Source organism: Xanthobacter sediminis, from assembly GCF_043195015.1.
In the GTDB taxonomy this organism is placed as follows: domain Bacteria; phylum Pseudomonadota; class Alphaproteobacteria; order Rhizobiales; family Xanthobacteraceae; genus Xanthobacter.
The window spans coordinates 239,016-263,149 of record NZ_JBAFWH010000005.1; the positions used below are offsets into that span (position 1 = coordinate 239,016).

Annotated in this window: 31 protein-coding genes; 15 read left to right on the plus strand and 16 right to left on the minus strand. The window is 60.6% G+C overall.

The window, feature by feature from the left end:
* Nucleotides 1-11 precede the first annotated feature (11 nt).
* The 4 genes from V5F61_RS09180 to V5F61_RS09195 form a co-directional block, all read right to left on the minus strand.
* Nucleotides 12-1,277, minus strand: a complete 1,266-nt coding sequence (locus V5F61_RS09180) for a thiolase family protein (RefSeq protein ID WP_024350789.1) — start codon at nt 1,275-1,277, stop codon at nt 12-14.
* A 75-nt stretch (nt 1,278-1,352) separates the two neighbouring features.
* Nucleotides 1,353-2,366: an NADP-dependent oxidoreductase gene (locus V5F61_RS09185; RefSeq protein WP_024350790.1), complete on the minus strand. Its 1,014-nt coding sequence runs from the start codon at nt 2,364-2,366 to the stop codon at nt 1,353-1,355.
* Nucleotides 2,367-2,438: 72 nt separating this feature from the next.
* Nucleotides 2,439-3,185, minus strand: coding sequence for a ferredoxin reductase (locus V5F61_RS09190; protein WP_024350791.1), 747 nt, complete (start codon nt 3,183-3,185; stop codon nt 2,439-2,441).
* Nucleotides 3,178-3,783 carry a sulfite oxidase-like oxidoreductase gene (locus V5F61_RS09195; RefSeq protein WP_024350792.1) on the minus strand — a complete coding sequence of 202 codons (606 nt, stop codon included), beginning with the start codon at nt 3,781-3,783 and terminating at the stop codon, nt 3,178-3,180. The genes V5F61_RS09190 and V5F61_RS09195 overlap by 8 nt, the downstream gene beginning before the upstream one ends.
* Nucleotides 3,784-4,085: 302 nt before the next feature.
* Between V5F61_RS09195 and nadE the strand changes: the two genes are divergently transcribed.
* The 6 genes from nadE to V5F61_RS09225 all read left to right on the plus strand — a co-directional run bounded on the left by nadE (nt 4,086) and on the right by V5F61_RS09225 (nt 8,533).
* On the plus strand, nt 4,086-4,967 hold the full coding sequence (gene nadE / locus V5F61_RS09200) for an ammonia-dependent NAD(+) synthetase (RefSeq protein ID WP_051141593.1): 882 nt from the start codon (nt 4,086-4,088) through the stop codon (nt 4,965-4,967).
* A 234-nt stretch (nt 4,968-5,201) separates the two neighbouring features.
* Nucleotides 5,202-5,675 (plus strand): peroxiredoxin family protein, encoded by a 474-nt coding sequence (locus V5F61_RS09205; protein WP_024350794.1) that lies wholly within the window; start codon nt 5,202-5,204, stop codon nt 5,673-5,675.
* A 3-nt stretch (nt 5,676-5,678) separates the two neighbouring features.
* A complete protein-coding gene (locus V5F61_RS09210) occupies nt 5,679-6,170 on the plus strand; it encodes a DM13 domain-containing protein (protein ID WP_024350795.1) in 492 nt (163 codons plus the stop codon).
* Nucleotides 6,171-6,178: 8 nt separating this feature from the next.
* Entirely contained in the window at nt 6,179-7,438 is a 1,260-nt protein-coding gene (locus V5F61_RS09215) for an MFS transporter (RefSeq protein ID WP_024350796.1), read from the plus strand.
* A gap of 76 nt (nt 7,439-7,514) precedes the next feature.
* Nucleotides 7,515-8,240 (plus strand): AzlC family ABC transporter permease, encoded by a 726-nt coding sequence (locus V5F61_RS09220; protein ID WP_024350797.1) that lies wholly within the window; start codon nt 7,515-7,517, stop codon nt 8,238-8,240.
* The gene (locus V5F61_RS09225; protein WP_024350798.1) at nt 8,237-8,533 is read left to right on the plus strand and encodes an AzlD domain-containing protein; all 297 of its coding nucleotides are present in this window, start codon (nt 8,237-8,239) and stop codon (nt 8,531-8,533) included. The genes V5F61_RS09220 and V5F61_RS09225 overlap by 4 nt, the downstream gene beginning before the upstream one ends.
* 105 nt (nt 8,534-8,638) lie before the next feature.
* Here the strand turns inward: V5F61_RS09225 and V5F61_RS09230 are convergent, their stop codons facing one another.
* The 7 genes from V5F61_RS09230 to V5F61_RS09260 all read right to left on the minus strand — a co-directional run bounded on the left by V5F61_RS09230 (nt 8,639) and on the right by V5F61_RS09260 (nt 13,645).
* On the minus strand, nt 8,639-9,088 hold the full coding sequence (locus tag V5F61_RS09230) for a hypothetical protein (protein WP_024350799.1): 450 nt from the start codon (nt 9,086-9,088) through the stop codon (nt 8,639-8,641).
* Nucleotides 9,089-9,165: 77 nt separating this feature from the next.
* Complete coding sequence (locus V5F61_RS09235) at nt 9,166-9,738, minus strand: hypothetical protein (RefSeq protein WP_024350800.1); 573 nt, start codon at nt 9,736-9,738, stop codon at nt 9,166-9,168.
* 94 nt (nt 9,739-9,832) lie between these two features.
* Nucleotides 9,833-10,801 carry a magnesium and cobalt transport protein CorA gene (locus tag V5F61_RS09240; RefSeq protein WP_024350801.1) on the minus strand — a complete coding sequence of 323 codons (969 nt, stop codon included), beginning with the start codon at nt 10,799-10,801 and terminating at the stop codon, nt 9,833-9,835.
* A complete protein-coding gene (locus V5F61_RS09245; protein WP_024350802.1) occupies nt 10,798-11,502 on the minus strand; it encodes a glutathione S-transferase N-terminal domain-containing protein in 705 nt (234 codons plus the stop codon). Before V5F61_RS09245 ends, V5F61_RS09240 begins: the two co-directional genes overlap by 4 nt.
* A gap of 134 nt (nt 11,503-11,636) precedes the next feature.
* Nucleotides 11,637-12,176 (minus strand): peptide-methionine (S)-S-oxide reductase MsrA, encoded by a 540-nt coding sequence (gene msrA / locus V5F61_RS09250; RefSeq protein WP_024350803.1) that lies wholly within the window; start codon nt 12,174-12,176, stop codon nt 11,637-11,639.
* A gap of 1 nt (nt 12,177) precedes the next feature.
* Nucleotides 12,178-12,621 (minus strand): peptide-methionine (R)-S-oxide reductase MsrB, encoded by a 444-nt coding sequence (gene msrB, locus V5F61_RS09255; RefSeq protein ID WP_024350804.1) that lies wholly within the window; start codon nt 12,619-12,621, stop codon nt 12,178-12,180.
* A gap of 148 nt (nt 12,622-12,769) precedes the next feature.
* Complete coding sequence (locus tag V5F61_RS09260; protein WP_024588018.1) at nt 12,770-13,645, minus strand: LysR family transcriptional regulator; 876 nt, start codon at nt 13,643-13,645, stop codon at nt 12,770-12,772.
* 225 nt (nt 13,646-13,870) lie between these two features.
* On the opposite strand from V5F61_RS09260, the gene V5F61_RS09265 reads away from it, so the two are divergent.
* The 3 genes from V5F61_RS09265 to V5F61_RS09275 all read left to right on the plus strand — a co-directional run bounded on the left by V5F61_RS09265 (nt 13,871) and on the right by V5F61_RS09275 (nt 16,500).
* The gene (locus V5F61_RS09265) at nt 13,871-15,097 is read left to right on the plus strand and encodes a bifunctional alpha/beta hydrolase/OsmC family protein (protein WP_024350806.1); all 1,227 of its coding nucleotides are present in this window, start codon (nt 13,871-13,873) and stop codon (nt 15,095-15,097) included.
* A gap of 28 nt (nt 15,098-15,125) precedes the next feature.
* Nucleotides 15,126-15,662 (plus strand): peptide-methionine (S)-S-oxide reductase MsrA, encoded by a 537-nt coding sequence (gene msrA, locus V5F61_RS09270; protein WP_029660570.1) that lies wholly within the window; start codon nt 15,126-15,128, stop codon nt 15,660-15,662.
* Nucleotides 15,663-15,738: 76 nt separating this feature from the next.
* Nucleotides 15,739-16,500 (plus strand): ZIP family metal transporter, encoded by a 762-nt coding sequence (locus V5F61_RS09275; RefSeq protein WP_029660571.1) that lies wholly within the window; start codon nt 15,739-15,741, stop codon nt 16,498-16,500.
* 20 nt (nt 16,501-16,520) lie between these two features.
* On the opposite strand, the gene V5F61_RS09280 is transcribed toward V5F61_RS09275, so the two are convergent.
* Entirely contained in the window at nt 16,521-17,015 is a 495-nt protein-coding gene (locus tag V5F61_RS09280; protein ID WP_230450755.1) for a MarR family winged helix-turn-helix transcriptional regulator, read from the minus strand.
* 311 nt (nt 17,016-17,326) lie between these two features.
* Nucleotides 17,327-18,028 carry a ribose-5-phosphate isomerase RpiA gene (gene rpiA / locus V5F61_RS09285; RefSeq protein WP_024350810.1) on the minus strand — a complete coding sequence of 234 codons (702 nt, stop codon included), beginning with the start codon at nt 18,026-18,028 and terminating at the stop codon, nt 17,327-17,329.
* A gap of 257 nt (nt 18,029-18,285) precedes the next feature.
* Between rpiA and gap the strand changes: the two genes are divergently transcribed.
* The 5 genes from gap (at nt 18,286) to V5F61_RS09310 (ending at nt 21,276) form a co-directional block, all read left to right on the plus strand.
* On the plus strand, nt 18,286-19,293 hold the full coding sequence (gap, locus tag V5F61_RS09290; RefSeq protein ID WP_024350811.1) for a type I glyceraldehyde-3-phosphate dehydrogenase: 1,008 nt from the start codon (nt 18,286-18,288) through the stop codon (nt 19,291-19,293).
* A 141-nt stretch (nt 19,294-19,434) separates the two neighbouring features.
* Complete coding sequence (locus V5F61_RS09295; protein WP_024350812.1) at nt 19,435-19,656, plus strand: hypothetical protein; 222 nt, start codon at nt 19,435-19,437, stop codon at nt 19,654-19,656.
* Nucleotides 19,657-19,748: 92 nt separating this feature from the next.
* Nucleotides 19,749-20,258 (plus strand): MarR family winged helix-turn-helix transcriptional regulator, encoded by a 510-nt coding sequence (locus V5F61_RS09300; RefSeq protein ID WP_024350813.1) that lies wholly within the window; start codon nt 19,749-19,751, stop codon nt 20,256-20,258.
* Nucleotides 20,259-20,293: 35 nt separating this feature from the next.
* Nucleotides 20,294-20,800: a YkgB family protein gene (locus V5F61_RS09305; RefSeq protein ID WP_024350814.1), complete on the plus strand. Its 507-nt coding sequence runs from the start codon at nt 20,294-20,296 to the stop codon at nt 20,798-20,800.
* 11 nt (nt 20,801-20,811) lie between these two features.
* Nucleotides 20,812-21,276, plus strand: coding sequence for a DUF6314 family protein (locus V5F61_RS09310; protein WP_070154329.1), 465 nt, complete (start codon nt 20,812-20,814; stop codon nt 21,274-21,276).
* On the opposite strand, the gene V5F61_RS09315 is transcribed toward V5F61_RS09310, so the two are convergent.
* Together V5F61_RS09315 and V5F61_RS09320 are read right to left on the minus strand one after the other, a co-directional pair.
* Entirely contained in the window at nt 21,256-22,233 is a 978-nt protein-coding gene (locus V5F61_RS09315) for a YeeE/YedE thiosulfate transporter family protein (protein ID WP_341462710.1), read from the minus strand. The genes V5F61_RS09310 and V5F61_RS09315 overlap by 21 nt on opposite strands.
* A gap of 18 nt (nt 22,234-22,251) precedes the next feature.
* Nucleotides 22,252-22,785 carry a MarR family winged helix-turn-helix transcriptional regulator gene (locus V5F61_RS09320; RefSeq protein ID WP_024588022.1) on the minus strand — a complete coding sequence of 178 codons (534 nt, stop codon included), beginning with the start codon at nt 22,783-22,785 and terminating at the stop codon, nt 22,252-22,254.
* 213 nt (nt 22,786-22,998) lie between these two features.
* On the opposite strand from V5F61_RS09320, the gene V5F61_RS09325 reads away from it, so the two are divergent.
* Entirely contained in the window at nt 22,999-23,901 is a 903-nt protein-coding gene (locus tag V5F61_RS09325) for a LysR family transcriptional regulator (RefSeq protein WP_024350816.1), read from the plus strand.
* On the opposite strand, the gene V5F61_RS09330 is transcribed toward V5F61_RS09325, so the two are convergent.
* Nucleotides 23,898-24,134, minus strand: a complete 237-nt coding sequence (locus V5F61_RS09330; RefSeq protein WP_024350817.1) for a DUF2274 domain-containing protein — start codon at nt 24,132-24,134, stop codon at nt 23,898-23,900. The genes V5F61_RS09325 and V5F61_RS09330 overlap by 4 nt on opposite strands.

The following is a 24,134-nucleotide window of genomic DNA, read 5'->3' on the forward strand; positions in this document are numbered from 1 at the left end:
TGTCCCTCCGATCAGATGCGTTCGAGGAGGGCGACAGTGCCTTGACCACCATCGGCGCAGATGCTGACGATCCCTCGAGATCCGACCGGCATGGCCCACAGCTCTTTCACAGCTTGGCTGAGATCACGCGCGCCGGTCGCGCCGAAGGGATGTCCGATGGCTACCGAGCCGCCGTTCGGATTGACGCGATCCCAATCGAAGTTGCCCATCTCAGCCGAAACACGGGCCTTCTCTCGGACCCAGTTCGGATCGGTGATGGCCGCGACGTTGGCCAGCACCTGTGCCGCGAAGGCCTCGTGGATTTCCCAAAGTGCGATGTCGGCGAAGCCAAGGTGATGGCGCGCGAGAAGTCGTGGAACGGCATATGACGGCGCCATCAGCAGCCCCTCCGTGCGCAGGTCGACCGCCGAGACTTCGTAGTCGATTATCCGCGCATAGGGCGTGCCATCGGGCAGCCTCTTCAGACCCTCCTCGTTGGACACCCAACAGCCGGCCGCCCCATCCGTGATGGGGGAGCTGTTGCCGGCTGTCAGGCTACCCATTCCGCTCTCACGATCGAAGGCGGGCTTCAAACCGGATAGACGTTCGGCGGATGTGTCCGCGCGCGGGTTCGCATCGCGGGAAAGCTCCGGCAACGAGATCACGAGGTCATCGAAGAAGCCGCCGTTCCAGCCGGCGACGGCGCGCTGGTGGCTTTTTAGAGCCCAGTCATCCTGAGCCTCACGCGAGATGCGCCACGCCTTGGCGGTCTCCTCCATGTGATCGCCCATCGTCCTGCCCGTAAGGCGGTTGGCCCAGCCCTTCGTGGGGAGCACATAGTCTTGAGGGGTCAACGCCCCCAGGGCGGCAAGTGCTGCGGCCGGATCCTGCGCGAAGAGATCGGTGAGTCGTTTAGATGCCTCAGCGGTGAGAGCGAGCGATGGTCGGCTCATGACCTCAGACCCGCCGACCAGTATCAGGTTGAGCCCGCCGCCGAGCATCCCGGCTGCGGCGAAGCTCGCGGTCATGCTGGTCGAGCACGCTAGGACTACGGAGAATGCTGGAACGTTGGGGTTGAGCTTCGCGTCCAGCCAGATTTCGCGAGCGATATTGCTCCAGCCCAGGTTCGGGATGACGGTTCCCCAGATCGTCAGATCGGGCTCCGCAAGCTTCGCCATTTCTTGGACGACTGGCACTGACAATGAGGCCGCGTCATAATTTGCCAGCGCTCCTCCGCCACGGCCGAATGGTGTCCGCAAGCCTGCGGCTATGAAAACTGGTTCAGCGAAGCGGCTCACGGTGATCTCCCAAAGCAAAAGATTCTAATTAGACGAGGTGGCGTGGTGCGGTCCGCTGACGGCAGGCGCCGCCCGTCAGGGCGTCTCCCCATCCCTGAGGTCGATAACCATCTTTCCGATGTTTTTTCCGGCGAAGAGATCGAGGAACGCCGACGGGGTTCTCTCGAGGCCGTGAACAACCGTCTCCTGCCATTTGACCTTCCCATCGGCGATCCACCGGGTGACGTCGCGCTGGAAATCCTCCCAAACCGACATGTTGTGGATGGTGACGAAGCCTTGCAGCAGGAGGCTCTTCTCAATAACCGCATAGATATTGCGGGGACCGACCGGCTCGCTGTTGTATTGCTCGATCATTCCGCACAGAGCGAAGCGTGCGAAGTCATTGGCCGCCTCAAGCGCCGCTTCCAGGTGCGTGCCACCGACGTTGTCGAAATAGATGTCGACACCCTTAGGCGCAGCTTCGCGAAGTGCTGCGACCATGTCGTCCGTATTCTTGTAGTTTATCGTGGCATCAGCGCCTGCTTCCTCGCGCAGCCAACGCAATTTGTCCTCGCCGCCCGCGGACGCAACGACTCGGCATTCCTTGATCTTTGCGATTTGGACAGCGAGCGATCCGACAGAACCCGCTGCTGCTGACACGAACACAGTTTCGCCAGCTCGCGGCTTTCCGATCTGGAGCATGCCGATGTAGGCGGCGAAGCCTGGGAAACCGAGCGGGCCCAGATACGCCTGCTCTGGAATCGTCGTATCGATCCTAGTAGCGGATGCGGCGTCGATGATCGCGCGGTCGCGCCAGCCGGCAAAGTGGCTCACGACCTCGCCAGGGCTGAACCGTTCATCCTTGCTTTCGACTATGACGCCGATCGCGGCGCCATCCAGAGGCTCGCCAACTTGGAAGGGCGGCATATAGCTTTCTCGACCGGTCATGCGGCCGCGCATGTAAGGGTCAACGGAGAGCCACCGGTTGGCGACGAGCAGTTGTCCTCGCTCTGGCGCGGGGAGATCCTGCTCGACGAGTTCGAAGTTGTTGGCCTGCGGTAGCCCTTCGGGACGACTTTTAAGGTGAAATTGACGGGCCATGATGGTCATGGGCGAAGCCTTTCCCGGACAGAGCTTGAGCTGGGCGCTCCCGCGTGATGGGATGCGATCATCTGGCCGCCCCTACCCACCGTAGCGCTCGGTCTTGATGATCGAGACGCCCAGCCCTGCCGACAATGCGCCGTCCGTCGCGATGTTGACGAAACCGTTCGACCCGCAAACGAACACGTGGCCCGGGTCGCGACCGAGACGTGCGATTGTCGCCTGGACCATCCCATCGTCGATCCGTCGGCCATAGTCCGAGGCGCGCTTTGGCGCTTCTCGCGTAATCGCGAGCGTCAAGATGAACGTGGGATCGCTCATCTCGATTGAGTGGAGTTCGCTGGAGAAGAGCACGTCCTCAGCGGTTCGCGCCGACAAGAGCAGAGCGACTGGAACGGCCTGTGCCGATGCCCGACGCTGCCGGATCATCGCCATCAGCGGCACCACGCCTGAACCTGCGCCGATCAGCAGCACCGGCTTGTCGGTAGGCTCGGGCCAAAGAAAGTGGCCTCCAAGCGGTCCCCTGAGTTCGATCTCGTCGCCGGCTGCGGCGACGTCGTGGAAGAATGGCGAAACTTCGCCATTCGGCAGGCGCTCGATGGCGAGTTCCAGGATCGGTGAAGAGCCCGCCGACGATGCGATCGAATAACTGCGCATCGCCTGATAGCCGTCTGGGGCGGTCAGCCGGACGTCGACGTGCTGGCCTGCTGTATGGACGAATGGTTCCTGCAATCGCAGGAAAAAGCTCTTGATACTCGGTGTCTGTTGGACGATTTCGTCGATCACGCCTGACTGCCACGACGCGGGTTGCGCATCGAACTCAGTCATGGGTGTACCGTTGCTCGCGCCACGGATCACCGTAGATGTGATAACCGCGCAACTCCCAGAACCCGGCCTCGTCGCGAGTGGTGAACTGCAGCGCATTCACCCACTTGGCGGACTTCCAGAAGTAGAGATGCGGAACAAGAAGGCGCGCCGGTCCGCCATGGTCGCGGGGAAGCGGCTGGCCCGCGTAGCTCAGCGCGACCATAGCTTTGCCGGACAACATGTCCGCGAGCGGAACATTCGTCGAATAGCCATCGTAGCAGTGCGCGAGAACGAAGTCTGTTGGCTGTTTAACTTCAGCGTCAGCGAGGATGTCCTCGATCAGCACGCCTTCCCACTTCGTGTCGAGCTTGGACCAGGACGTGACGCAGTGAATGTCTTTGGTCACTTTGGTCTTTGGAAGGGCGTTGAATTCACTCCAACTCCAGACCTTCACGGGTCTCGGACCGATCTTGACCGTGAACTTCCAGTCGGACGTCTCGATACGAGGCGTTGGCCCAGCGGTAAGAACGGGAAAGTTCTCCACGAGATGTTGACCTGGCGGAATACGGCCCTCGTGGTCGCCGCCTGAACCGCGGCCGGTGAAACCTCTGGTGACCATGCCGAACCCCCTTGCTCGTCACGACAGACCGACCGACTTCATCTCAGGCTAATGCGTAGATGACCCTCGCAAAGGAAAGATATCGAGCGGATCGCAAAGCTGATGTTCAGACAACCGGGTGTTAAATCAGTAGAGACACGCAATTCATCACTATGACTCGCGATAATCCCGCCTCGACTATAGCTTTATATCAGACTGCTTTCCCAATGCCCTGTCGCTATAGTTTCGATAGCTTTGAATCGGTGTTGCGTGAGCGTTATGGCTCGTGGGACAGAGAAGCTTCGCGAGGTGAGGTCGCCAGCATGCGACTGCGGCGTGCCCAGGAGGTCGTCATTCCCATCCAAGACGAGATTATCGCAGCGCTCGGCGTTTCGGCGTCGTTCGATGCCCGACGCGAGGCGGCAGAACGCGCCGCCTTCCTCCGCGACTATCTGAGGTCGTCGGGGCAGCGAGCGTATGTGCTTGGAATCAGCGGCGGCGTCGATTCCCTGACGGCGGGCCTAATCGCGCAATCGGCCGTGAAGGATCTGCGTCAGATCGGGTACGAATGCGAGTTTGTAGCGGTGCGGCTGCCCTATGGCGAACAGATGGACGAGCGCGATGCTCAGCTTGCCTTGTCAGCCATCAGGCCCGACCGCGTTGCGGTGATCAATATAAAGCCCGCGACCGACGCGCTGTGGAGCGAGATGACAGGCTCCAATTACGAGTCCGCCGACCCCGGCCTGCGCAGTACGGTGCTCGGGAACATCAAGGCACGCCAACGGATGGTCGCCCAGTTTGCTCTCGCGGGGACCCTGGGCGGCCTTGTGATTGGCACGGACCATGCAGCCGAAGCGGTGATGGGTTTCTTCACAAAGTTCGGCGATGGCGCGGCCGATGTTCTCCCTCTCGCCGGTCTCAATAAGCGGCGCGTTCGCGCGATCGCGTCTCATCTGGGCGCCCCGGCGGAACTGATCAGTAAGGTTCCCACGGCAGATTTGGATGACGCGATGCCGTTACACCCCGACGAAGACGCCTACGGCGTGACCTATGATGAGATAGACGATTACCTCGAAGGAAGGGGTGTGGCCCAGGCGGCGGTCGAGACGATCCAAAGAGCGTACCGAGCCACCGCGCATAAGCGCGCGCTGCCTGTGGCCTCCAACGTGCAGCTTCTGGCGCCGCAAGGGTCGAACGGACGCTAAATTTGCTCCCGCCTAGGACATAGAAACTATGTCACGCCGCTATTGGAAAAGACCGGCGTTGGAATTCATAGTCATCCACGTAAACTCGTGGCCTCGTCGGGTATAGTCGAGACAAGATTTTGGTCTTATCGACTATTTGACGCTCGGGCCGTGGGGCGGTGAAGTATAGCAGTTCCCCTGCGCTCGCGAGTTTTCGCTGCACGTCGGGCACATGCTTCGTGTTCGGAGAGAGGGATGAGCGCGGCCGATCGTCAAGCGCCAGAGCTTCGCATTCATCGGTGGATCGCCGTGGATGGAAGCGACCTCCAGACGCCGATCAAGCTATCGGATCTTGGCGTAGGGCCGAAGATCCTTTTCGCGTTTCAGCACTGGTGCAGGGGCTGCCATCTGCATGGGTTTCCCACACTGCAGAAATTGCATGGTGCGCTGGAGTCCAGAGGCGTCGGATTCGCAGTGATCCAGACGGTCTTCGAAGGAGCGCACGAAAATACATTCGACAAGTTGCGCATCAATCAGGTGGAGTACCGTCTCCCCGTCGCCTTCGGGCACGACGAACCGCCGCCTGGTGCTGCGTTTCCAACGTTCATGGAGGATTACCGGACACGGGGAACGCCGTGGTTCACGGTCATCAATGCCGACGGTCGCATCGTCTTTTCGGATTTCCACCTGGACGCGGATCGTTTGGTGGCAAATTTGGAGAGCTCGTGAAACATGCCACGGTGGCTTATTCTAGCCTGCACCCACTTCGTCGTTGGCATCACAGGCTTTGCTGCCGGCATCTACACGCTGCCTATCCTCACCGCGCCGGCGTCGCCCACTGAAGCTGCGTTGAGGAGTTCGACGCCTGAGGCGCTCTATTCGGGAAAGCTTTCTCGTGATCTAGCCGGCAGCGACCTGCTGCACTGGGGTGAAGGCGAAGTGCAGATCCTGCCTCACCGGATCGCACACATCGGCCGTCTCTCTCCCGGGCCGGACTACAAGCTTTATCTCGCCCCGCACTTCGTCGAGACCGAGGAAGCGTTCCTCGCGATCAAGGACGCGTCGGCCCGGGTCGGCGATGTGAGGACGTTCAACGGCTTCATTATGGAGGTGCCCGCCGACATCGACGTTCGCGACTACAGCGCCGTTGTCATCTGGTGCGAAGCCTTTGATCAGTTCATCAGTTCTGCGGCGTATCAGCCTCCGCGCCAGGCTCGGAAATGAGTCAGGCGATGAACAGCGTGAAGGCGGCCTGCGCGCGGGGGCTCGTTTTGGCGCCGGTCGCAGCGCTATTGTTGAGCGTCGCCACGTTGCTCTTGGGCAATGGTCTACTGGGTACGCTCCTGATCGTGAGGGCTGGGGAGGAAGGCTTTTCAGCTCAAACGATCAGCGCGATGATGTCCCTATACTTTGCGGGCTTCACCATTGGCGCTCTCACGCTGCCCAAGATGATCGTGTCCGTGGGCCATGTGAGGACTTTCGCTGGCTTCGCCGCGATGGCTTCAATGACGGCTCTTCTTCATGTCGCATTCGTGGAGGCAAACGTATGGATGCCGCTTCGCCTTGTGACCGGCTTCGCCTATGCAGGCATGATCCTAGCGACTGAGAGTTGGCTCAACGCGCACGCGATTCAATCCACGCGCGGTCAGCTTTTGTCGATCTTCGGCGTTGTTTCGATGGGTTCATGGGCCCTTGGTCAAGCGCTGCTCAACATCGCGCCGCCTACAGACGTGACGCTATTCCTGTTCGTCTCGCTGCTGATATCTGCGGCCGTCGTCCCCGTCACGCTACTGCCCAGTCATCCCCCGGCCGAGGTTCAACAGGAGCCCGTCGCCTTTCGCGATCTCGTTGCAATTTCGCCCCTTCCGTCGGTCGGCGTTTTCCTAGCCGGCCTGGCCATCGGCGGCTTCTGGGGACTAGGCCCCAATTTTGCGCAGAGGATTGGCCTCGATGTGGGCGGCATTTCTGCGTTCATGGCTGCGGTCCTTGGTGGAACGCTCGTGCTGCAGTGGCCATTGGGATGGCTATCGGACCGCGTGTCGCGGACACTCGTCATTGCCGGCGCCGCCCTGGCTTCCGCGGCGGCTGCGATCGGCGTAGCGCTGGCTGCGGAGGCGCCTCTGCCTGTGCTACTTGCGGCGGGCGCGCTGTTCGGCGGCTTCGGTATTCCCATCTATTCGCTATGCCTTGCCGTTGCGAATGACGACCTTCCTGCGGGTCGGCTGCTGGGGACCGCTCGCGGACTTCTCCTACTCAACGGGATCGGAACCGCCGCCGGGCCGCTCATCGGAGGCCTGGTGATGGACCTCCTCGGCCCTGGCGGCCTGTTCCTCTACGCAGCGGCACTGCTGACTGCCCTGGCGGTCTTGGCCGGTGTCCGCAGGCACTCAGACCGCTCGGTCAAGACGAGAGCAACACGCTGCCCGAGCACGGCGATGATCACCGGGTCGCTCGACGCGATGATACGAACCCCGGCGGATCAGCGCCGCTGAGACGCCTATGCCGACGACCGAAGGATTGCCAGTCGGCTGTTAGAGGAGCCTGGCTGAGAACAAGGCGGAACGTGTCATGGATGAGAGCGTGAACGCTCTAGCCGCGAGAAACGCATACGAGGCTAAACGGGGGGCGATCGCCATCCTCCCGTTGGCCTTGGGGGCCAGCGTGTACGGCTTGGCCTTTGGTTTCCTGGCCGTACAGGTAGGTTTCCCGTGGTGGGGCGTCGCGATCATGAGCGCCTCTACCCATGCGGGCTCTTCGCAAATCATCGCGGTTGAGCAGTTCGCTTCCACAGGTGTCGTGTTGGGCGCGGTTCTGGCCGGTGCGTCGCTCAACCTGCGCTATGTCGGCATCATCGCCTCTTTATCCGAGGTGTTGGCCGGCTTGTCGCTGAGGAAGAAGCTCTTCGCCATCCACATTACTGGCGACGAGAACTGGGCTTTGACGATGTCCGAGCGGGCGAAGTCCCCCGATGTCGGAGCACCATTCCTCATAGGCTCAGGGCTGGTGAACATCTCCATGTGGACAGCCTCCACGACGCTCGGGGCCTTGCTTGGCGCCGCGCTGCCCGATCTCGGACGCTTTGGCCTGAGCTTCGCGTTCACGGCGGCCTTCATTGCGATGGCGCGAGGTCTGTGGCGGGGACGTTCCCAAGTTCTGCCATGGACCATGGCCGCGGCAGCGACCATGGCCGTCATCTCGCTCGGCATGCCCAAAGCTTACGGGATCATCGTCGGCGCATTCTTCGGCTTGGTGGTGACCTTCTTGAAGCGCAGGATCGAGGCGGCAGCCCGATGAGCGCTTCGCACTGGGTTGTTGTCAGTTTGCTCGTTGTGGCTGCGTTTGCGATCCGGGTCGCCGGATTGATTGCCGGTGAACGAATTAGGGTTTCCAGGCAGGCTTGGGTTCTGGACGAGTTGCCTGGGCTGATCGTGGTCAGCTTGGTCGCGTCGTCGTTGATCGGTCAGCCACCTCCAACCTGGATCGCGGCCGGTGTCGCGCTGGGTGCAGCGATCGCCACGAACCAGGTCATCGTGGCGATGGTATTGGGAATGCTCGCCTACGCAGGTCTGGGGTGGCTTAGCTCGTAAGTGCCGATCATCTGAGAGAAGCGGCAATGGGGAGGCCGGAGGTCGTCCAGTAAGGCTGCGAACGTCGATGGCCCGCACTCACGATCCGAGGACCGCGGGTCCCGCCTACGCAACAGCCTCCACGGTCAAATCGCGGCCATTGAACTGCACCGTTTCCCCGGCTCGCGCGCCTTCGATCGCCTCGTAGATCGGGGCCATCGTCGAGATGCCCATCAGTTCCTGCCCATGACAAATGAACCTGCCAGTCGAGACCGAAATGACGAAGTGCTTACCGGACAGCTTGACGACGGCGCCTTCCGAGACTTCTGACTTTGGTCCAAAATCGATTGTCCGGAGTTTGTCGAGCTTATCAACATAGTCATCGAGAGTGTCATCGAGCGCCTCAGCAAAGTCGCTCGCCACCTCGGCTTGCGCCTGCTCGTCGTTCTCGATCGGCTCGCTGCGATCGAGGCGCGCGGTGGAGACGTAATCCAGATACTTCTTGCGAGCGCTTTGCAGCGCCGCGGTTTCAAGCGACAGCATTGTCTCGCGAATATGGTCCTTGTTCCAGTCCATCTCTGCCTCGTTATTTTTGACCTTAAGGGGCATCCCATCCATCGTTGGGGTCTGGGTTTTCCCGCGCTCCGCCGACATCATTCGTCGGTAATAACGTCTTCGCCCTGGTAGGGAATCCTGATCAGCCGGGGATCCCGAATAATGCTCGTCACGAGCCAGACGTATGATTGTTCTGCTGTATCGAAGCCGAGGATGCTGAAGGCTCCCCCGAACGGGCATGCCGGAAAGTCAGGGAAGCCTTCCCGCAAAACGTAACGCTCAGGGTCGCGATCAAACTCGCTTTTGTAGACTTTGCGCAGCCCATGCTTGCTCGGCACGTCGGCGTCACCGGCCGGAGCTGTTTCACGATGCTCAAGAAGCCGTTCGGACAGGTCACGGTGACATATCTCGTCGAACACATCGAAGGCATCGATAAGCAGACCTTTATGCTCGGTCGCCGGATCTGTGATGGCGTAGATGTTCGAAGCGTCTTCGGCTCCATCGCCGCTCTCAAGGCGTAATGCGGCATCGACACGAATGCTGCACGCGTCGAGGGTCGATCCGAGTTCGAGATCGACAAGAGCGCCGTCCTTCACACGGTACTCTCGGTCATAGCCCTTAGCCACGAAGGACTGTACGGCGTCCAGAACGTCTCTCACTTGAGTTGTCATCAATGCACCTCGAGTTCGGATTGTAGGGGTTGCGCGCCGACCGAAGGCGCGCTTTGGCTCCGCGACCGACCAGCACTGAAGATGCGGAGCACCATCATAGCCACTTGGCTCGCTTGAAGCGGACGAACAGGAAAAGACAGAACGTCAGCATTAGGCCGAGCACGACGAAATAGCCGTAAGCTGTGTCCAGCTCCGGCATGTTCCTGAAGTTCATTCCATATATGCCCGCGATGGCCGTAGGGACCGCGAGGATCGCCGCCCAGGCAGCGAGCTGGCGCGTGATGACGCCTGTCCTCTGCGCCTCAAGAAGGCTGCTGAATTCGAAGACCGTGGACAGCACCTGGAGGAGGCCATCGACCATGGACTGGACCCGATCGACATGGTCGGCGACATCGTTGAAGTACGGCCGCACCTCAGCGCTGATGCACGGGAAATGTCCGCGAACGAGCTTGCGCACCAGTTCCGCCATAGCGCCAAGGGTTCGCTGGAAACGCGTCAATTCGCATCGCAAGCCGAAGATGCGCGCGACCTCCGCCCGCCCCAGGAAGTCGTCGAGCGATCGCCTCTCCATCGCGAGCACGTCGTCCTCGATCATTTCGAAGATCGGCAGATACTGATCGACGATGCGGTGAAGGATGGCATGCAGGACGTAGTCGACACCCTTACCAAACTGAGCAGGCGAACCCTCAAGCTGCTCGCGAAGATTGCCAAGCGCTCCGGCGTTGCCGTGACGCACGGTGATCAGATGGTTGTGACCAGTGAAGATCGCGGTCTTGCCGTAGCGTATGCGGTCCCCAACCAGCTCGGCCGTCTGAGCGACGACGTAAAGCTCGCCGTTATAGACTTCGAGCTTCGGCGGGCACATCGGATGCATCGCGTTATCAATCGCCAATGGATGCAGATTGTAGGTCGACTGAAGCGCCCTGAGTTCGCTTTCCGAAGGCTCGCTGAGCCCAATCCAGCAGAAGCCAGATCGGTTCTTGTCGAGCTCAACCCGCTCGTCGATAGCGACTTCGCGGATGCGGCGACCCTCGTTGTAATAGTAAGCGGCGATGACGCTCATGCGGGCCTCGCAGGGATGACCAGGCCCCGCTGCACGGCTGGTCGAGCGAGGCCGCGATCCAACCAACCCCGGACGTTCCGGTGTTCGGCGATGCGCAACAGGTCGCCGGCGTCATAGGTGCTGACCAGGGCATTGACCCAGCCGAGCGTCGCGATGTCGGCGATGGAATAGTCGTCGACGATCCACTCGCGCCCATCCAGCTGGCGATCCAAGATCCCCAGCAGGCGCTTGGACTCGTCGGCGAACCGTTGCTGAGGCCGCTTGTCCTCGTAGTCCTTTCCGCCCCAACGCAGAAAGAAGCCCAGCTGACCGAACATCGGGCCGATCGCCGACATCTGGAAGAATACCCAACTCAGCACCTCATAACGCCTGGCTTGTCCCGGTGGAATCAATCGGCCCGTCTTCTCGGCGAGGTAAACGAGGATCGCACCGGACTCCCAAACGCCGAGCGGCTCACCATCGGGGCCTGACGGATCGATGATCGCAGGGATCCGCCCGTTTGGGTTCAGCGACACGAAAGCGGGGTCTTTGGCCTCGTTTGTGCTGATGTCGATAAAGTGGGGCTCGTATGGCAGGCCGGTCTCCTCGAGCATGATGGAGACCTTGACGCCGTTGGGCGTGGGCGCTGCATAGAACTGCAGGAGATCGGGATTGGAGGCAGGCCAGCGCTTGGTGATCGGATATGACGAAAGGTCTGGCATGCTGGGGCAATCCTACCAAATCGATGGCCGGCAAGCGGCATGACCGCTTGAGGGGCCGTACGAGGACCGCATCGTTCGCCGATGCGGTCCCATTGCTTGCGATGCAGAGCGCTATGTCGCGATAGGCGCTGCAGCTATTCTGCTGCCGCTCCGGTGGTAGGCTGGGTAGCATCAGCGTCTTGACGCTTGGGGAGCACCCAATTCGCGCGCGGGAAATGGCACGTGTAACCGCCCGGGCGCTTCTCGAGATAGTCTTGGTGCTCCGGCTCCGCTTCCCAGAAATCGCCGACAGGCTCGACTTCGGTGACGACTTTGCCGTCCCACAGTCCGGAGGCGTCGACGTCGGCGATCGTCTCCTCGGCGACCCGTTTCTGCTCATCGTCCACATAGTAGATGCCGGATCGATAGGAGAGGCCGCGATCGTTGCCTTGCCGATCTTTCGTCGTCGGGTCGTGGATCTGGAAGAAGTATTCCAGGATGTTACGGTAACTTGTCGCTGCCGGGTCGAAAATGATCTCGATCCCTTCAGCGTGAGTACCGTGATTGCGATAGGTGGCGTTCGGGACGTCGCCACCGGTGTATCCGACGCGGGTCGACACGATGCCGGGCTGCTTGCGGATCAGATCCTGCATGCCCCAAAAACATCCGCCTGCGAGAACAGCGCGCTGATGCATGTTACGCCTCCTCCACCTGATCGAGATATTCGCCGTAGCCCTCGGCTTCCATCTCATCGCGCGGGATGAAGCGAAGGGCGGCCGAGTTAATGCAATAGCGTAGTCCGCCACGGTCGGCCGGACCGTCGGGGAACACGTGGCCGAGATGGCTGTCGCCATGGACCGATCGAACTTCCGTCCGGACCATGCCGTGCGAACTGTCCCGCACCTCGTTCACGTGCGCGGGGACGATGGGCTTGGTGAAGCTGGGCCAGCCGGATTTCGACTCGAACTTGTCCGTCGATGCGAAAAGCGGCTCTCCGGACACGACATCGACGTAGATGCCCGGTTCTTTGTTATCGTTGTATTCACCGGTGAAGGCTCGCTCCGTGCCGTCTTCCTGGGTGATCCGGCGTTGCTCGGGGGTCAGGCGGTCGATCGCTGCCTGAGACTTTTCAAACTTCATGATCGTCTCCAATACTTGGTTTCAGGGCCAAGGCACATTACGGACATCTTATCTTGCTTGACGGTCACCTCGACTATCGCAGTGCCAATTATATTTATCCAATACGCTGTGCGTATAGTTTCGATAGCTCCGCTGTGATCAGCGGCGTTCAGTTCCACGCGTATCTGGCCGCCATCTGCGCGATCTTCCTGATCTCAACCGGCGCCGTGGAGCCAGAGACCGTCGCGATCACGACCTCTCGCTCGAGGACAAACCCATCGATCGGACGCGTAACCAAACCTTGGGCTGTAGCCGACCGCTCCGGAAGGATGCATATGGCCTCGCCGTCTGCGACGACCCGTTGCACCCAATCGTCACGATCGGACCGGAAGCGCGGCCGCATCAGTACCTCCCGTCGTGCGAAATGGTCTAGGATCTGCTCGCGAAACTCACACTTCAGACGATCAACGAACGGGAACTCCAACAAGTCCTCGCCTCGCACGATATCGCTCGCCGCGAGCGGGTGTTTCGCGGAACAGCCGAGTACGAAGCGCTCACGGAACAGAGGTCGCACATCAAGCTTGCGGTCCGGCCGCGTCTCGCGCGGCAGGATGCATGCGTGATACTTGCCCGACAGCACCTCCGATGTGTCTTCACTCGCCCCGAGCGAATGCATCTTGATCTCGATCGATGGCACTTCTGCCAACGCGCTTTCGAAGAAGGCTGTAAAAAGCTTCGGCCCGACGGTCGGGGCGACGGCGACGTCCAGCACCCGGTGCCTCCCCATGGCCCAGTTTTCAGAATGATGCCGAACACTTTTCATCGCGACTAACATGCGCCGAAACTCAGCCTCCACGTCCTGGCCAAGGCCGGTGAGACGGCTGTTCTTCCCATCGCGATAAATGAGCGGACCGCCGAGCTCTTCCTCCAAGCGGCGGATCGCGCGTGTCAGGCTTGGCTGGGACACACCGCTCAACCGCGCCGCTGCTGTAAAATTCAGCGTCTCGGCCAAGTTGATGAAATAGCTGACCTGATTGAGTTCCATAGCCCTTCGGCCTGCACGCCGTGAATGATGCCGCTTCAGGACCGGTCTTTTCGACCGCCACCAGAAGTATGCGCGACGCATATAATCACGCTTTAGGGGCTTGTCTATATGCGCCACGCATATAAAAAGAATGTCTTGGACGGCTAGTCCGGGCCTGATGGCGCTTCCGCCAGGGCCCAAGGGTTCCGGTGCACCCACTAAGTCGCCGTGGGAGGCTCGACGCTTATGACAGGAAGACCGTTCACGTTTCCCGGTGGTGGAGGCTCTGATCTAGCCGGGTATTTGGAGGCGCCCGAAGGTACGCCTCGCGGCTGGGCTATTTTCGCCCATTGCTTCACTTGCGGGAAAGACAGCCGCGCCGCCGTGTACATCGCACGCGCCCTCTCGCGGGCTGGCATCGGCGTCTTGCGGTTCGACTTCGCCGGCACCGGGATCGAGAGTTCTGCGGATGAAGCGATAAGCTTCGCTTCCGACGTCGATGATCTTAAGGCCGCCGCGGAGGCCATGGCTGTCGCCGGTAAGGCCCCCTCCCTCCTTGTCGGACACAGCCTGGGCGGCACGGCTGCGATCGTAGCCGCCGCCGACTTGCCGGATATCGCAGCGGTAGTGACGATCGGCGCCCCGGCTGATCTTCAGCATATATTGCGCGTCTTTCAACCTGCCGACCTAGACGCGATAGCGAGCGAGGGCGAGGCATCGGTGGAGATTGCTGGCAGGCCCTTCCTGATCCGCCGCAGTTTCCTTGAAACGGTCGACGAAGTGGACATCGAGAGGTCTATCGCTGCCCTTCGACGTCCGGTGCTTGTGATGCATTCACCGGTGGATCAAGTCGTGGGTATCGAGCACGCCTCGCGCATCTTCGTCGCGTCGCGCCATCCCAAGAGCTTTGTTTCGCTCGACACGGCCGATCACCTTCTCACCGATGTCGAAGATGCGAACTACGCCTCAGCTATGGTCGCAGCGTGGGCAAGCCGCTTCCTGCCGCCGCTCGCGGCGGACCTTCCGCAAGTCGAGTTAGCGAATGGAGTCGTGGCGTCGGAAACGTTGGCGGGGAAGTTCCAACTCACGGTCCGTAGTGGCGAGCACACGCTGTTCGCCGATGAACCAGAATCGGTCGGAGGTCTCGGCAGCGGCCTGTCTCCTTACGAACTGGTGTCGGCCGGACTGGCCGCCTGCACGGTGATGACAATGCGTCTTTACGCGAACCGCAAAGGCTTCCCGCTGGAGCGAGCGACGACGACCGTGCGACACGAGAAAGTGGCGGACATGATGCCTCCCGACCGCTTCACGCGCACCGTCTCTCTCGATGGGCCGCTCAGCGATGAACAGCGGGCGCGCATTCTGGAAATCGCGGATCGGTGTCCGGTCGACCTGACACTCGTCCGAGGCTCGGATGTGCAGACCGAACTTTCGAGCGATGCGCAGCCTGCAGGTGCGGCGCCGGCGAACTGATGTGGTGCACAGAGCGGAGGTTGATCGAATGCAGAGTCTGCCCACTACTGACCAGACGCCGACGCGAACCGAGCGAGCGATACTTGCGGGTGGGTGTTTCTGGGGCCTCGAAGATTTACTTCGCCGCGCGAAGGGCGTCGTGACGACGCGTGTCGGCTACATCGGCGGCGAAATGCCGGACCCGACTTACACGAGACACCATGGTCATGCGGAAGCGGTGGAGGTCACGTTTGATCCTTCGATACTGACATATCGTGCTCTCCTGGAACTCTTCTTCCAAATCCACGATCCGACGACATACGAGCAACAAGGTAACGACGTCGGACCAAGCTATCGGTCCGCGATTTTCTACACGTCTGAGAAGCAGATGGACGTTGCTCTGGAGACAATCGCCGAGATCGAAGCGTCGGGGCGCTGGCCGGGACCTGTCGTATCCGAGATCAACCCGGAAGAGCCGTTCTGGGAGGCCGAGCCAGAGCATCAGAAGTACCTCCAGCGTCGACCCGGCGGCTATAGCTGCCACTTCGAGCGACCGGCCTGGCGATTGGACCGAGCGAAACGATGAGCACGCAGGGACGGTCATCAACGATACGGACGCTAAGGCGCTCGCCCCGCGTCGCTAGGTCAGCCGGGTTCTTGCGATGATACCCGAATACGTAATCGCCGGCTTGTGGGGGCTTTTGTCAGGAAGCGGACTTCTGGTGGGGGCGGTTCTTGCGGACGTGCTGTACGGGCGACTCACTCACCGCATGATCTCAGCGGTGATGGGCTTCGGTGGTGGTGTGTTGATTGCCGTGGTCGCTACCGAACTCATCGGTGATCGCGTGTCGGCTGGCCTGGGACCCTTAGCGATCTTTGCGCTGCTCGCAGGGGCCGCAATCTTCAGCGGCACAAACTGGTTTCTCTCTCGCAGGGGCGCGAAGCATCGAAAGCGATGCGGTGAATGCACCGAGCAGGCCACTGAACAGGAGCACCGCGGTAGCGGTGCTGCGATTGCGCTTGGCAGCGTCCTCGACGGCATTCCAGAGGCCCTCGTGATTGGGATGTCCGTGGCTGGTGGAGGCAGGATCAGCCTTGCAGTAGTGGCAGGCTTCTTTTTGGCTAATGTGCCACAGGGTCTATCGAGCACTTCCGGAATGAAGGTCGCGGGCCGATCGCGAAGCTATATCTACGCGGTCTGGATCGGTATTCCGCTACTTGTCTGCATCGCCGCCGGTACGGGAAACCTTCTGCTCGGCTCGGCGTCCACTCAAGCCCCTGCCATTCTGTCGTTCGCAGCCGGCGCGGTCATCGCGATGCTGGCGGAGGCTATGATTCCCGAAGCTTTCGAGAAGGCGCCGCCGTTCATAGGCCTGATCACGGTCGTGGGGTTTCTGGCGGCGTATCTCATCGCTCAACACTGAAACCTGCGACTTCCGGAGCTCTAAGCCTCGCCGCCGTTCTCGCGGTCTACGCCGCGCTCGTGCAACTCGGCATCGATCGGGCAATTCGTGCAGCCCTCGTAACAGCACAAGCGGCAGATGCGGTAGGAATGCTCGAGGTTTTCCAGGCGATCGCGCAGCACGCGTTCAGCAATGCTATAAAGAGCGTCCAACTCGGTAGGGGTGAGGATCGATAGTCCCTCAGCGATCACCTTGTCTCGCGAGGCCAGGACCGCATCGCTCGCGACCTTGCCAGCCTCTGTAAGATGGAGGGACCGCGTGCGCCCGTCAGTCGAATGCTCACGCCGCTCGACCAATCCCTCCGTCGACAAACGGTCCACCAAGCGGACGGTCGCGGCATGGGAAAGTCCCACCCCAACTGACAGCATGCGGATCGATAGCCCTGGCTTATGGGCAATCAACGCAAGCGCCGAGGCGGCGGGTCCAGCTTCTGGCGCCCGCGATGAACTAGCGCGAACGATGTCGTCGCTGATCATGAGTGCGAACGCCCCGAAGATATTTCGATCTCGAGGTCCATCCATTGCCCCATCTATATGTGCGCGAAGCATAGACAGCAAGCCATACCCCTGCGGCGCCGGGGGATTCTGGCAAGCCGAAAGGTGCGCCTTTACAGTGGCTTAGGATATGCTGCGGATGGCGCGGACGATTGGAATACAGGACTTCGATCGTCGGGACACACAAAATGGCGATACCTGGCGGCTATAGATCGGGGTGGGCTGTCGTGATTTTGGCTGCCCGACGGCCGAATCACATCACGCCTGCGCCAGGTGCCACCCCTCGTCGGCACCTAACGGAGGGATCCGGGGGCTTGCTCTCTGAGATGCACCTCGACCGTCTCACCGCGTCCGACCACCACAGTGTCAATCTCGCTGAGAAACAAGCCGTGCTCCATTACGCCGGGGATGGCATCGATCGCTCCGGCGATCTCGATCGGCCTAAGGGCCTTGCCGAAGGCTGCATCCAAGATGTGATTGCTCTGGTCTGTGATGAATGGTTCTCCGCCGACCGAGCGAAGCGTCACACTGGCTCCGAGGTTGGCAAGATGCGTTCGAACGAACTCGCTCGCGAAGGGCACGACTTCGACCGCCAAAGGAAACCCGCCGAGTCGTTGAACGACTTTGCTAGCGTCTACGATCACGATCATCCGGCTAGAAGCGGCGGCCACGACCTTCTCTCGGAGCAAGGCGCCGCCGCCGCCTTTGATCGCCTGAAAGTGGCAGTCGATCTCGTCAGCGCCGTCGATCGTGAGGTCTATCGAACTGAACTGCTCAAAAGGAACGAGCGGCACCGCGAGACGACGAGCCAACATTTCGGTCGCTCGGGAGGTGGCGACAGCGGTGATGCGAAGGCCCTGCCGAATGCGGTCGCTCAGGCTCTTAATGGCATAGGCTGTTGTGCTTCCGGTCCCAAGGCCAACGAACATGCCGTCTTCGATCTCGTCGACTGCTCTAGCCGCAGCCAGCCTCCTCTCTTCTTCTTGGGTAAACATCAACGCCACTTCATCTCGCCGGTATGCGTGCCTTCACCAGGTCGATTGTGAAACCGGGCGGCGCAAACCTAATCCTCCATGCCGACATTGCCTCGTTGACCTGCAGCCAACAGACGGATAGGTCTATGCGTGGCGCATACATAATGAGGATGGTCTGATCGGCAAGCTTTCGCTGCTGGAGACGACCACCGCGTGCCAGGCGGCACTGAGCGAAGTGCGTATGCCGTAGCCAGTTCGGCGAACCAGGGGACACAGGCATGACGGTCAAGGTCGCAATCAACGGTTTCGGTCGGATCGGACGACTGGCCTTACGGTCGATCGTCGAACTACGGCGTGATGACATCGAGGTGGTTGCGATCAACGACCTCGGGCCGGTTGCTACGTTGGCGCACCTCCTGAAGTACGATTCAGTTCACGGCCCCTTTCAAGGATCGATAGCCACCGGCGAAGACTGGATCGACATCGGGTCCGGTAAAATCAAAGTGTTTTCGGAGCGCGATCCATCAAAGCTTCCGCATAACGAGCTTGGAGTCGACGTGGCGCTCGAATGCACGGGTTTGTTCACCTCCAAGGAGAAGGCTGAATCGCACATCCGTGCAGGAGCAAAGCGCGTGCTCGTCTCCGCGCCCAGCGAGGGCGCAGACAAGACGATCGTCTTCAAGGTCAATCACGAAACGCTGACAACCGAAGATGTCGTCGTATCGAATGGCTCATGCACCACGAATGTCCTCGCGCCCGTCGCGAAGATACTGAACGATCTATGTGGCATTGAGCGGGGCTACATGACCACGGTTCACGCCTATACCGGTGACCAACCGACGCTGGATACGGTGCATAAGGATCTCTACCGCGCACGGGCAGCCGCGCTGTCGATGATCCCAACCTCGACCGGAGCCGCGAACGCAATCGGACGCGTGCTGCCAGAACTGAAAGGCAAGCTCCATGGCTCGTCAATCCGCGTGCCAACGCCGAACGTATCGGTCGTCGATCTCGCTATTTCCGCATCCCGGGAGGTGACGATCGACGAAGTGAACGACGCCATTCGTCAGGCTGCGAGTGGTCCGATGAGTGGGGTGCTCGCATTCACGACAGAGCCTCTGGTGTCTGTGGATCTGACCCACCGGACCGAATCCTCGATCGTCGCGCTCCCCCAGACCGATGTCGTCGATGGCCGGATGGTTCGCGTGCTTGCTTGGTACGACAACGAGTGGAGCTTCGCGACACGCATGGCGGATGTCGCCGTGGTGATGGCGAAGCTCATCTAGCGGATCGGTTGCGGGAAAGGTCGTATCTTGGCGACAGGATGCGTTCGCGAAACGGAGGCATTAAACATGAATGGGCCACTAGCACGTGCAGCGAGAGCGCTCATTCAGTGGCCGCGATCACATGTCGCCAAGATCGCAGGCTTGGAGGAAGAGGCGCTAGCTCAATTCGAAGCCGGCGCCAGCGTGTTTGCAGCCTCGGATTTGACGCGGCTGCGGGACGCGCTCGAACGCGGCGGCGCGGTTTTCATCAGCGAGGACAATAGCGGAGGGCTCGGCGTAAGGCTCAAGTTCAACGCCAAGGATGTGCGTGCGATCAATCGGATGGAGGGCGAAGGTGGGCCGGTAGGCACCGACGACGTCTAAGCCTTCCAGCGAACGCTTGTACTCCGGCACGAGGCTCGACACCGGCCCACAGATATTGTATGCGCGACGCATATATTGCGTGAGTCGCGGCGATGGATGACCCCTCGGATCGCTTGATCAACATCTTTGGCGCGCTGTCTCAAGCGGTGTCTGACCGCGTGCGCTTGGCGATCGCTGAAGCATTCAATGCGGGGGGCGAGACGGCCGCGGCTTTGATCGCGATCGGTCACGCGCCAGGAATGTCGATCGGCCAGGTACGGCAAACTCTCCGGCTTTCGCATGCAGGTGCAGTTCGCGTCGTCGAGAGGCTAGGCGAGCAAGGCCTGGTGGCGAAATCGCCGTCGCCCTCTGACCGCCGGGTAGTTCATGTCTCGCTGACCTCGCGTGGTCAGGTGGAGCGGACCAAGCTGCTAGGTCTGCGGAACGCGGCGGTGTCCGAGCTGCTGAGCAAAGTGTCGGCTGACGATCGCGTCGTGCTGGAGCGGGCCGCGGACAACATCCTGTCGTCGCTGTTCTCGGACCTCCACGGCGGCTTGGCAATCTGTCGTCTGTGCGATCAGGCCCGGTGTGCCGATTGCCCAGTCGGCCACCATCGTCCGTGACGCCCTGACGATCATCCCCTTTTGAGGAGTTCGATATGAGTATTTTCGATCGGTATGAATTGCTTGTGCCCGAGCGCAGTCGGAAGGAACTGGCGCTGTTGAGATGGGCGCTCGTGATCGTTTTCTCTTGGTTCGGCGCGATGAAATTCACGGCTTACGAGGCCGATGGCATCGCCCCTTTCATCGGCCATAGTCCGATCATGAGTTGGCTGGGTATGTTCGGGGTACAGGGCCAAAGTTACTTTGTCGGCGTCATCGAGCTGTCGACCGCAGTCGTGCTGGCCTTAGGGGCTTTCCGCCCATCCTTCTCAGCGCTTGGCGCGCTTATGTCGGCGGCGACCTACTTCATCACCCTGACCTTCTTTTTTACGACGCCTGGGGTCGGGGAGCCGACTGCCGGAGGCTTTCCTGCGATATCCGCCGCTCCTGGCCAGTTTTTGCTGAAGGACGCAGTTTTGCTTGCGGCATCACTTGTGCTGCTGTTTGCGTCGGTCCAACCCAAAAATGAGCGCCTTGGGCCGATGACCATCGATCGGTCGTGAACATAGGCACGATGGTCTTGGACACGCTCCGTGGAGAGTGGGCGCTTCGTCGCAACGTCGATCCGACGGGCGAACAACTGATTGGCGACGCGGATTTCGCTTCGACAGGTGAATCCGCGCTCACCTATCGAGAAAGCGGGATACTTCGGCTTCGGGATGGCCGCGAACTCTCAGCGTCTCGGCAATATCGGTACTGCGCGGTCGGCCACCGAGTAGACGTTCAGTTCGCAGACGGACCGAACACCGGGAAGCTGTTTCTCAACCTTGCATTCTCGCGCAAGAATTGGGGGTACGAGGCAACAGACACCCACTTCTGCGGTGACGACGCCTATCACGCTTTTTACCGAATTCTCGACGCAGGATCTTTCGAGACAGTTATCAGGGTCATTGGTCCACGAAAGGCGTACGACCTGCGGAGCCGGTACTCAAAGGTGTCACGAACGACGCCGGACCGTCTACTTTTTCCCCTGGCCTGACGCGCCGTTCCTGGCCAGTCTGTCACGCGCTTCGAATCCGAAAACGATCGTGGTCGTCATCACGAGGTAGGCGACTATGCCGCCCGGAGAAAGCGTAGGCATTGCGGCAAGGATTAAAGCGTCGTTGCCACCGGGTATCAGGCCGATGCCTATTCCCATCAACGCGCCGCCGGCGATCGACCGCAGGATGCCGGCGGCCGTCGGCCGCTGGAAACGCAAGCGACCCTGGCGCACGGATGCCGTGATGGCTCCCGCAACTGAGGCAATGACCGCAACCAGTGCGACCTCGCCTGTTGGCGACATTCGAAGAGGAAGGCCGCGTTGGATAAGGTCAGCGAATGTCCATGCTGGCGAAAGCGCGTAGAGAAGCCCACCAGTGATACCGAGGCCGATCATTGAAGCGCCAAATGCCCAGCTCTGCCTTCTTCGCGGTGGGGTCTTCCGCGATACGAAGATCACCGCCAGCGCGAGCACGACGGCTAAGGCAAGAAGCGTCGCGGCCCCAGGGACACTCGGCCTAGCGATGAAACTTGGCCATGTCGCGACGGCGCCAAACCGGCCGAAATCAGCGGCCAAGATGCCGATTGCCAGTCCGGCAGGAAGGGCAAGCAACCGCATCTCTCCATCCCCTAACCGTGCCAGTGAACCTAGCAGGCAGGTGTCATTTATGAGCGCGCCGAGGCCGAAGGCGATGGCGCCGATGATGAGGAGGCCGTTGACGCTCGTCGAGAGTGGGAGGGTCGCGTTCAGCGTCCCCGACCAAGCGAGCGGTATCGCAATAAGGCCAGCAGCCGCAGACGCCGCAACAAATCCGACGAACATTCTTGGTCGGCGCCGTTGCTGCAACTCATGAGCCGCTACGACCAAGCACGTGCCGCCTCGGTTCGCAGAATACCCGAACCAGAAGGCCAGTATGCATATGAGAAAGTCGAACGCGATCGATGCCAAAGATATCAAGCCTGCCTCGGTTTCTCGTCAGCCCTTGTGCGAAGGGCGCCGGCGCAGCTGGCGGGCGGGCTGAGATGCATTTTCAGCCGGTGTCTGTCCCCGGTAGCCAACCACGGGCCACATAGTTTCGACACCAGATTTCTCGTAACCGTTTGCGATAAGGAGCCGCTCGGACAATCGGCCTAGTTTGTTCAGGTCAGCCGGCGACAGCGGCGAGACACACGCTGCAATCACTTGTTCGCGCGCTCTGAGCAGAGCGCCGGTCATTTTCACACCTGCATTGGTCAAGTGGATAAAGCGCGCCCTCTTGTCCGCCGTGTGTCGCCGCCTTTCCACCAGGTGATCGGATTCGAGCCTATCGATCAATCGGACCGTTCCCGCATGCGAAAGCCGGATCCGGCTCGCAAGGACACTGATAGGTAATCCCGGCTCGAAGCTAAGGAAGACCATCAATGCAGCCGCGGGGCCGCTCGGCGAAAGCGAGGCTGATGCGCTCGCGATGCTGTCAGCTACCGCGAGCGCAAGTGCACCAAAATGATATTTGGCGGCCTCGGGCTCCATCCGGAAAGAATATATGCGTCACGCATAGACATCAAGCGCTCGAATATGTATGACCGGCGCATACATCTATCACGGATTCGGAGATGGTCATGCTCACTGATGGGCTCGGCTTGGATTCCCCATCTGAGATCGAAAAGCGGGGCCTCCAGCAAAGGCTTTGGAGCATCGCGCGCTGCTCGTGCGAACGGAAGCCGGGAACCGGGAATGCGCGTCATGCCTGATCTGACGCTCGATCTTCGATACCTTAAGTATGCTATCCATGTCGCCGAAGCGGGTAGTTTCCGCAGGGCGGCGGATCGCCTTTCGATATCGCAATCAACGGTCAGCCGCCGCGTTCAGATGCTCGAACGGCAGCTTGGCGTTTCCCTGTTCAAGCGCACGCGATCGGGCGCTGGATTGACGCCGGAAGGAGAGCGATTTCTGCAGCAAGCTGCGGTCGGGGCGAGGTATCTTCGCGAGGCCGCCACTGAGATGCGATCGGTCCGTAAACTTACGACTGGACTAGTCAGGTTCGGGATGCTCGAGGCGTTTCCGGCATGTCCCATAATCGACCTCTTGGCGACCTTTAGACAGCGACACCCGACGATCGAGGTGAAGCTCGAAGAAGGCACGTCAGAGCAGAACACCCTCGGCGTGGAGCGCGGGCTGCTAGACGCGGCGATCAGCCTGGCCGCAACGAAGGGCCCTCCGTTTCAGATTCGACGGTTGTGCGAACCCGACCTCTTCGTTGCCCTATCACCCATACACCAACTCGCGTCGCGACCGCGGCTCGCCTGGGAGGACGTTTGCGACGAAGTCTTTCTTGTCCGCTCCGATGGTGCCGGGCGCGAACTCGCAGCTATTCTCCGGCGGATGCTGGGCGCTGCCGAAGAGGCGATCCAACTGTCTATCCAGCAGGTCAGCAGGGAAACACTTCTGACCATGGTCGAGCAAGGCTTCGGGCTGACGATAACGAGCGTCGTGCATCGGCCTGATATTGCATTGGTTCCGCTCACACCCGCGCGGGCGCCGACGGCGGCTATGATTTCGTCGAGCGATAACGACAATCCGGCTCTGCCGCTGCTGCTGAAGTGCTTCGATGTCCTGCCAGCCTTCACGCGGAGCAGCGCCAGCTAATCGGAGGCGTTCTGGGTCTTCGTACGCCTAGCCTTCGAGAACCCTCGATCGGTTGCGATGAACCGCTGCAACATCGGTACGATCAACCGCGCGGGCTCGACAGCAGGCATACCTTGTTCGCGCCCTAACAAATCCGCGTAGTCGGAAAGGTCTTGGTGGAGAGCCGCCGGCAGCTCCACCTGAACCTTGATCGGCTTCTCGTCGGCGATGGGACCTAGCTTGAGCTTCGACAT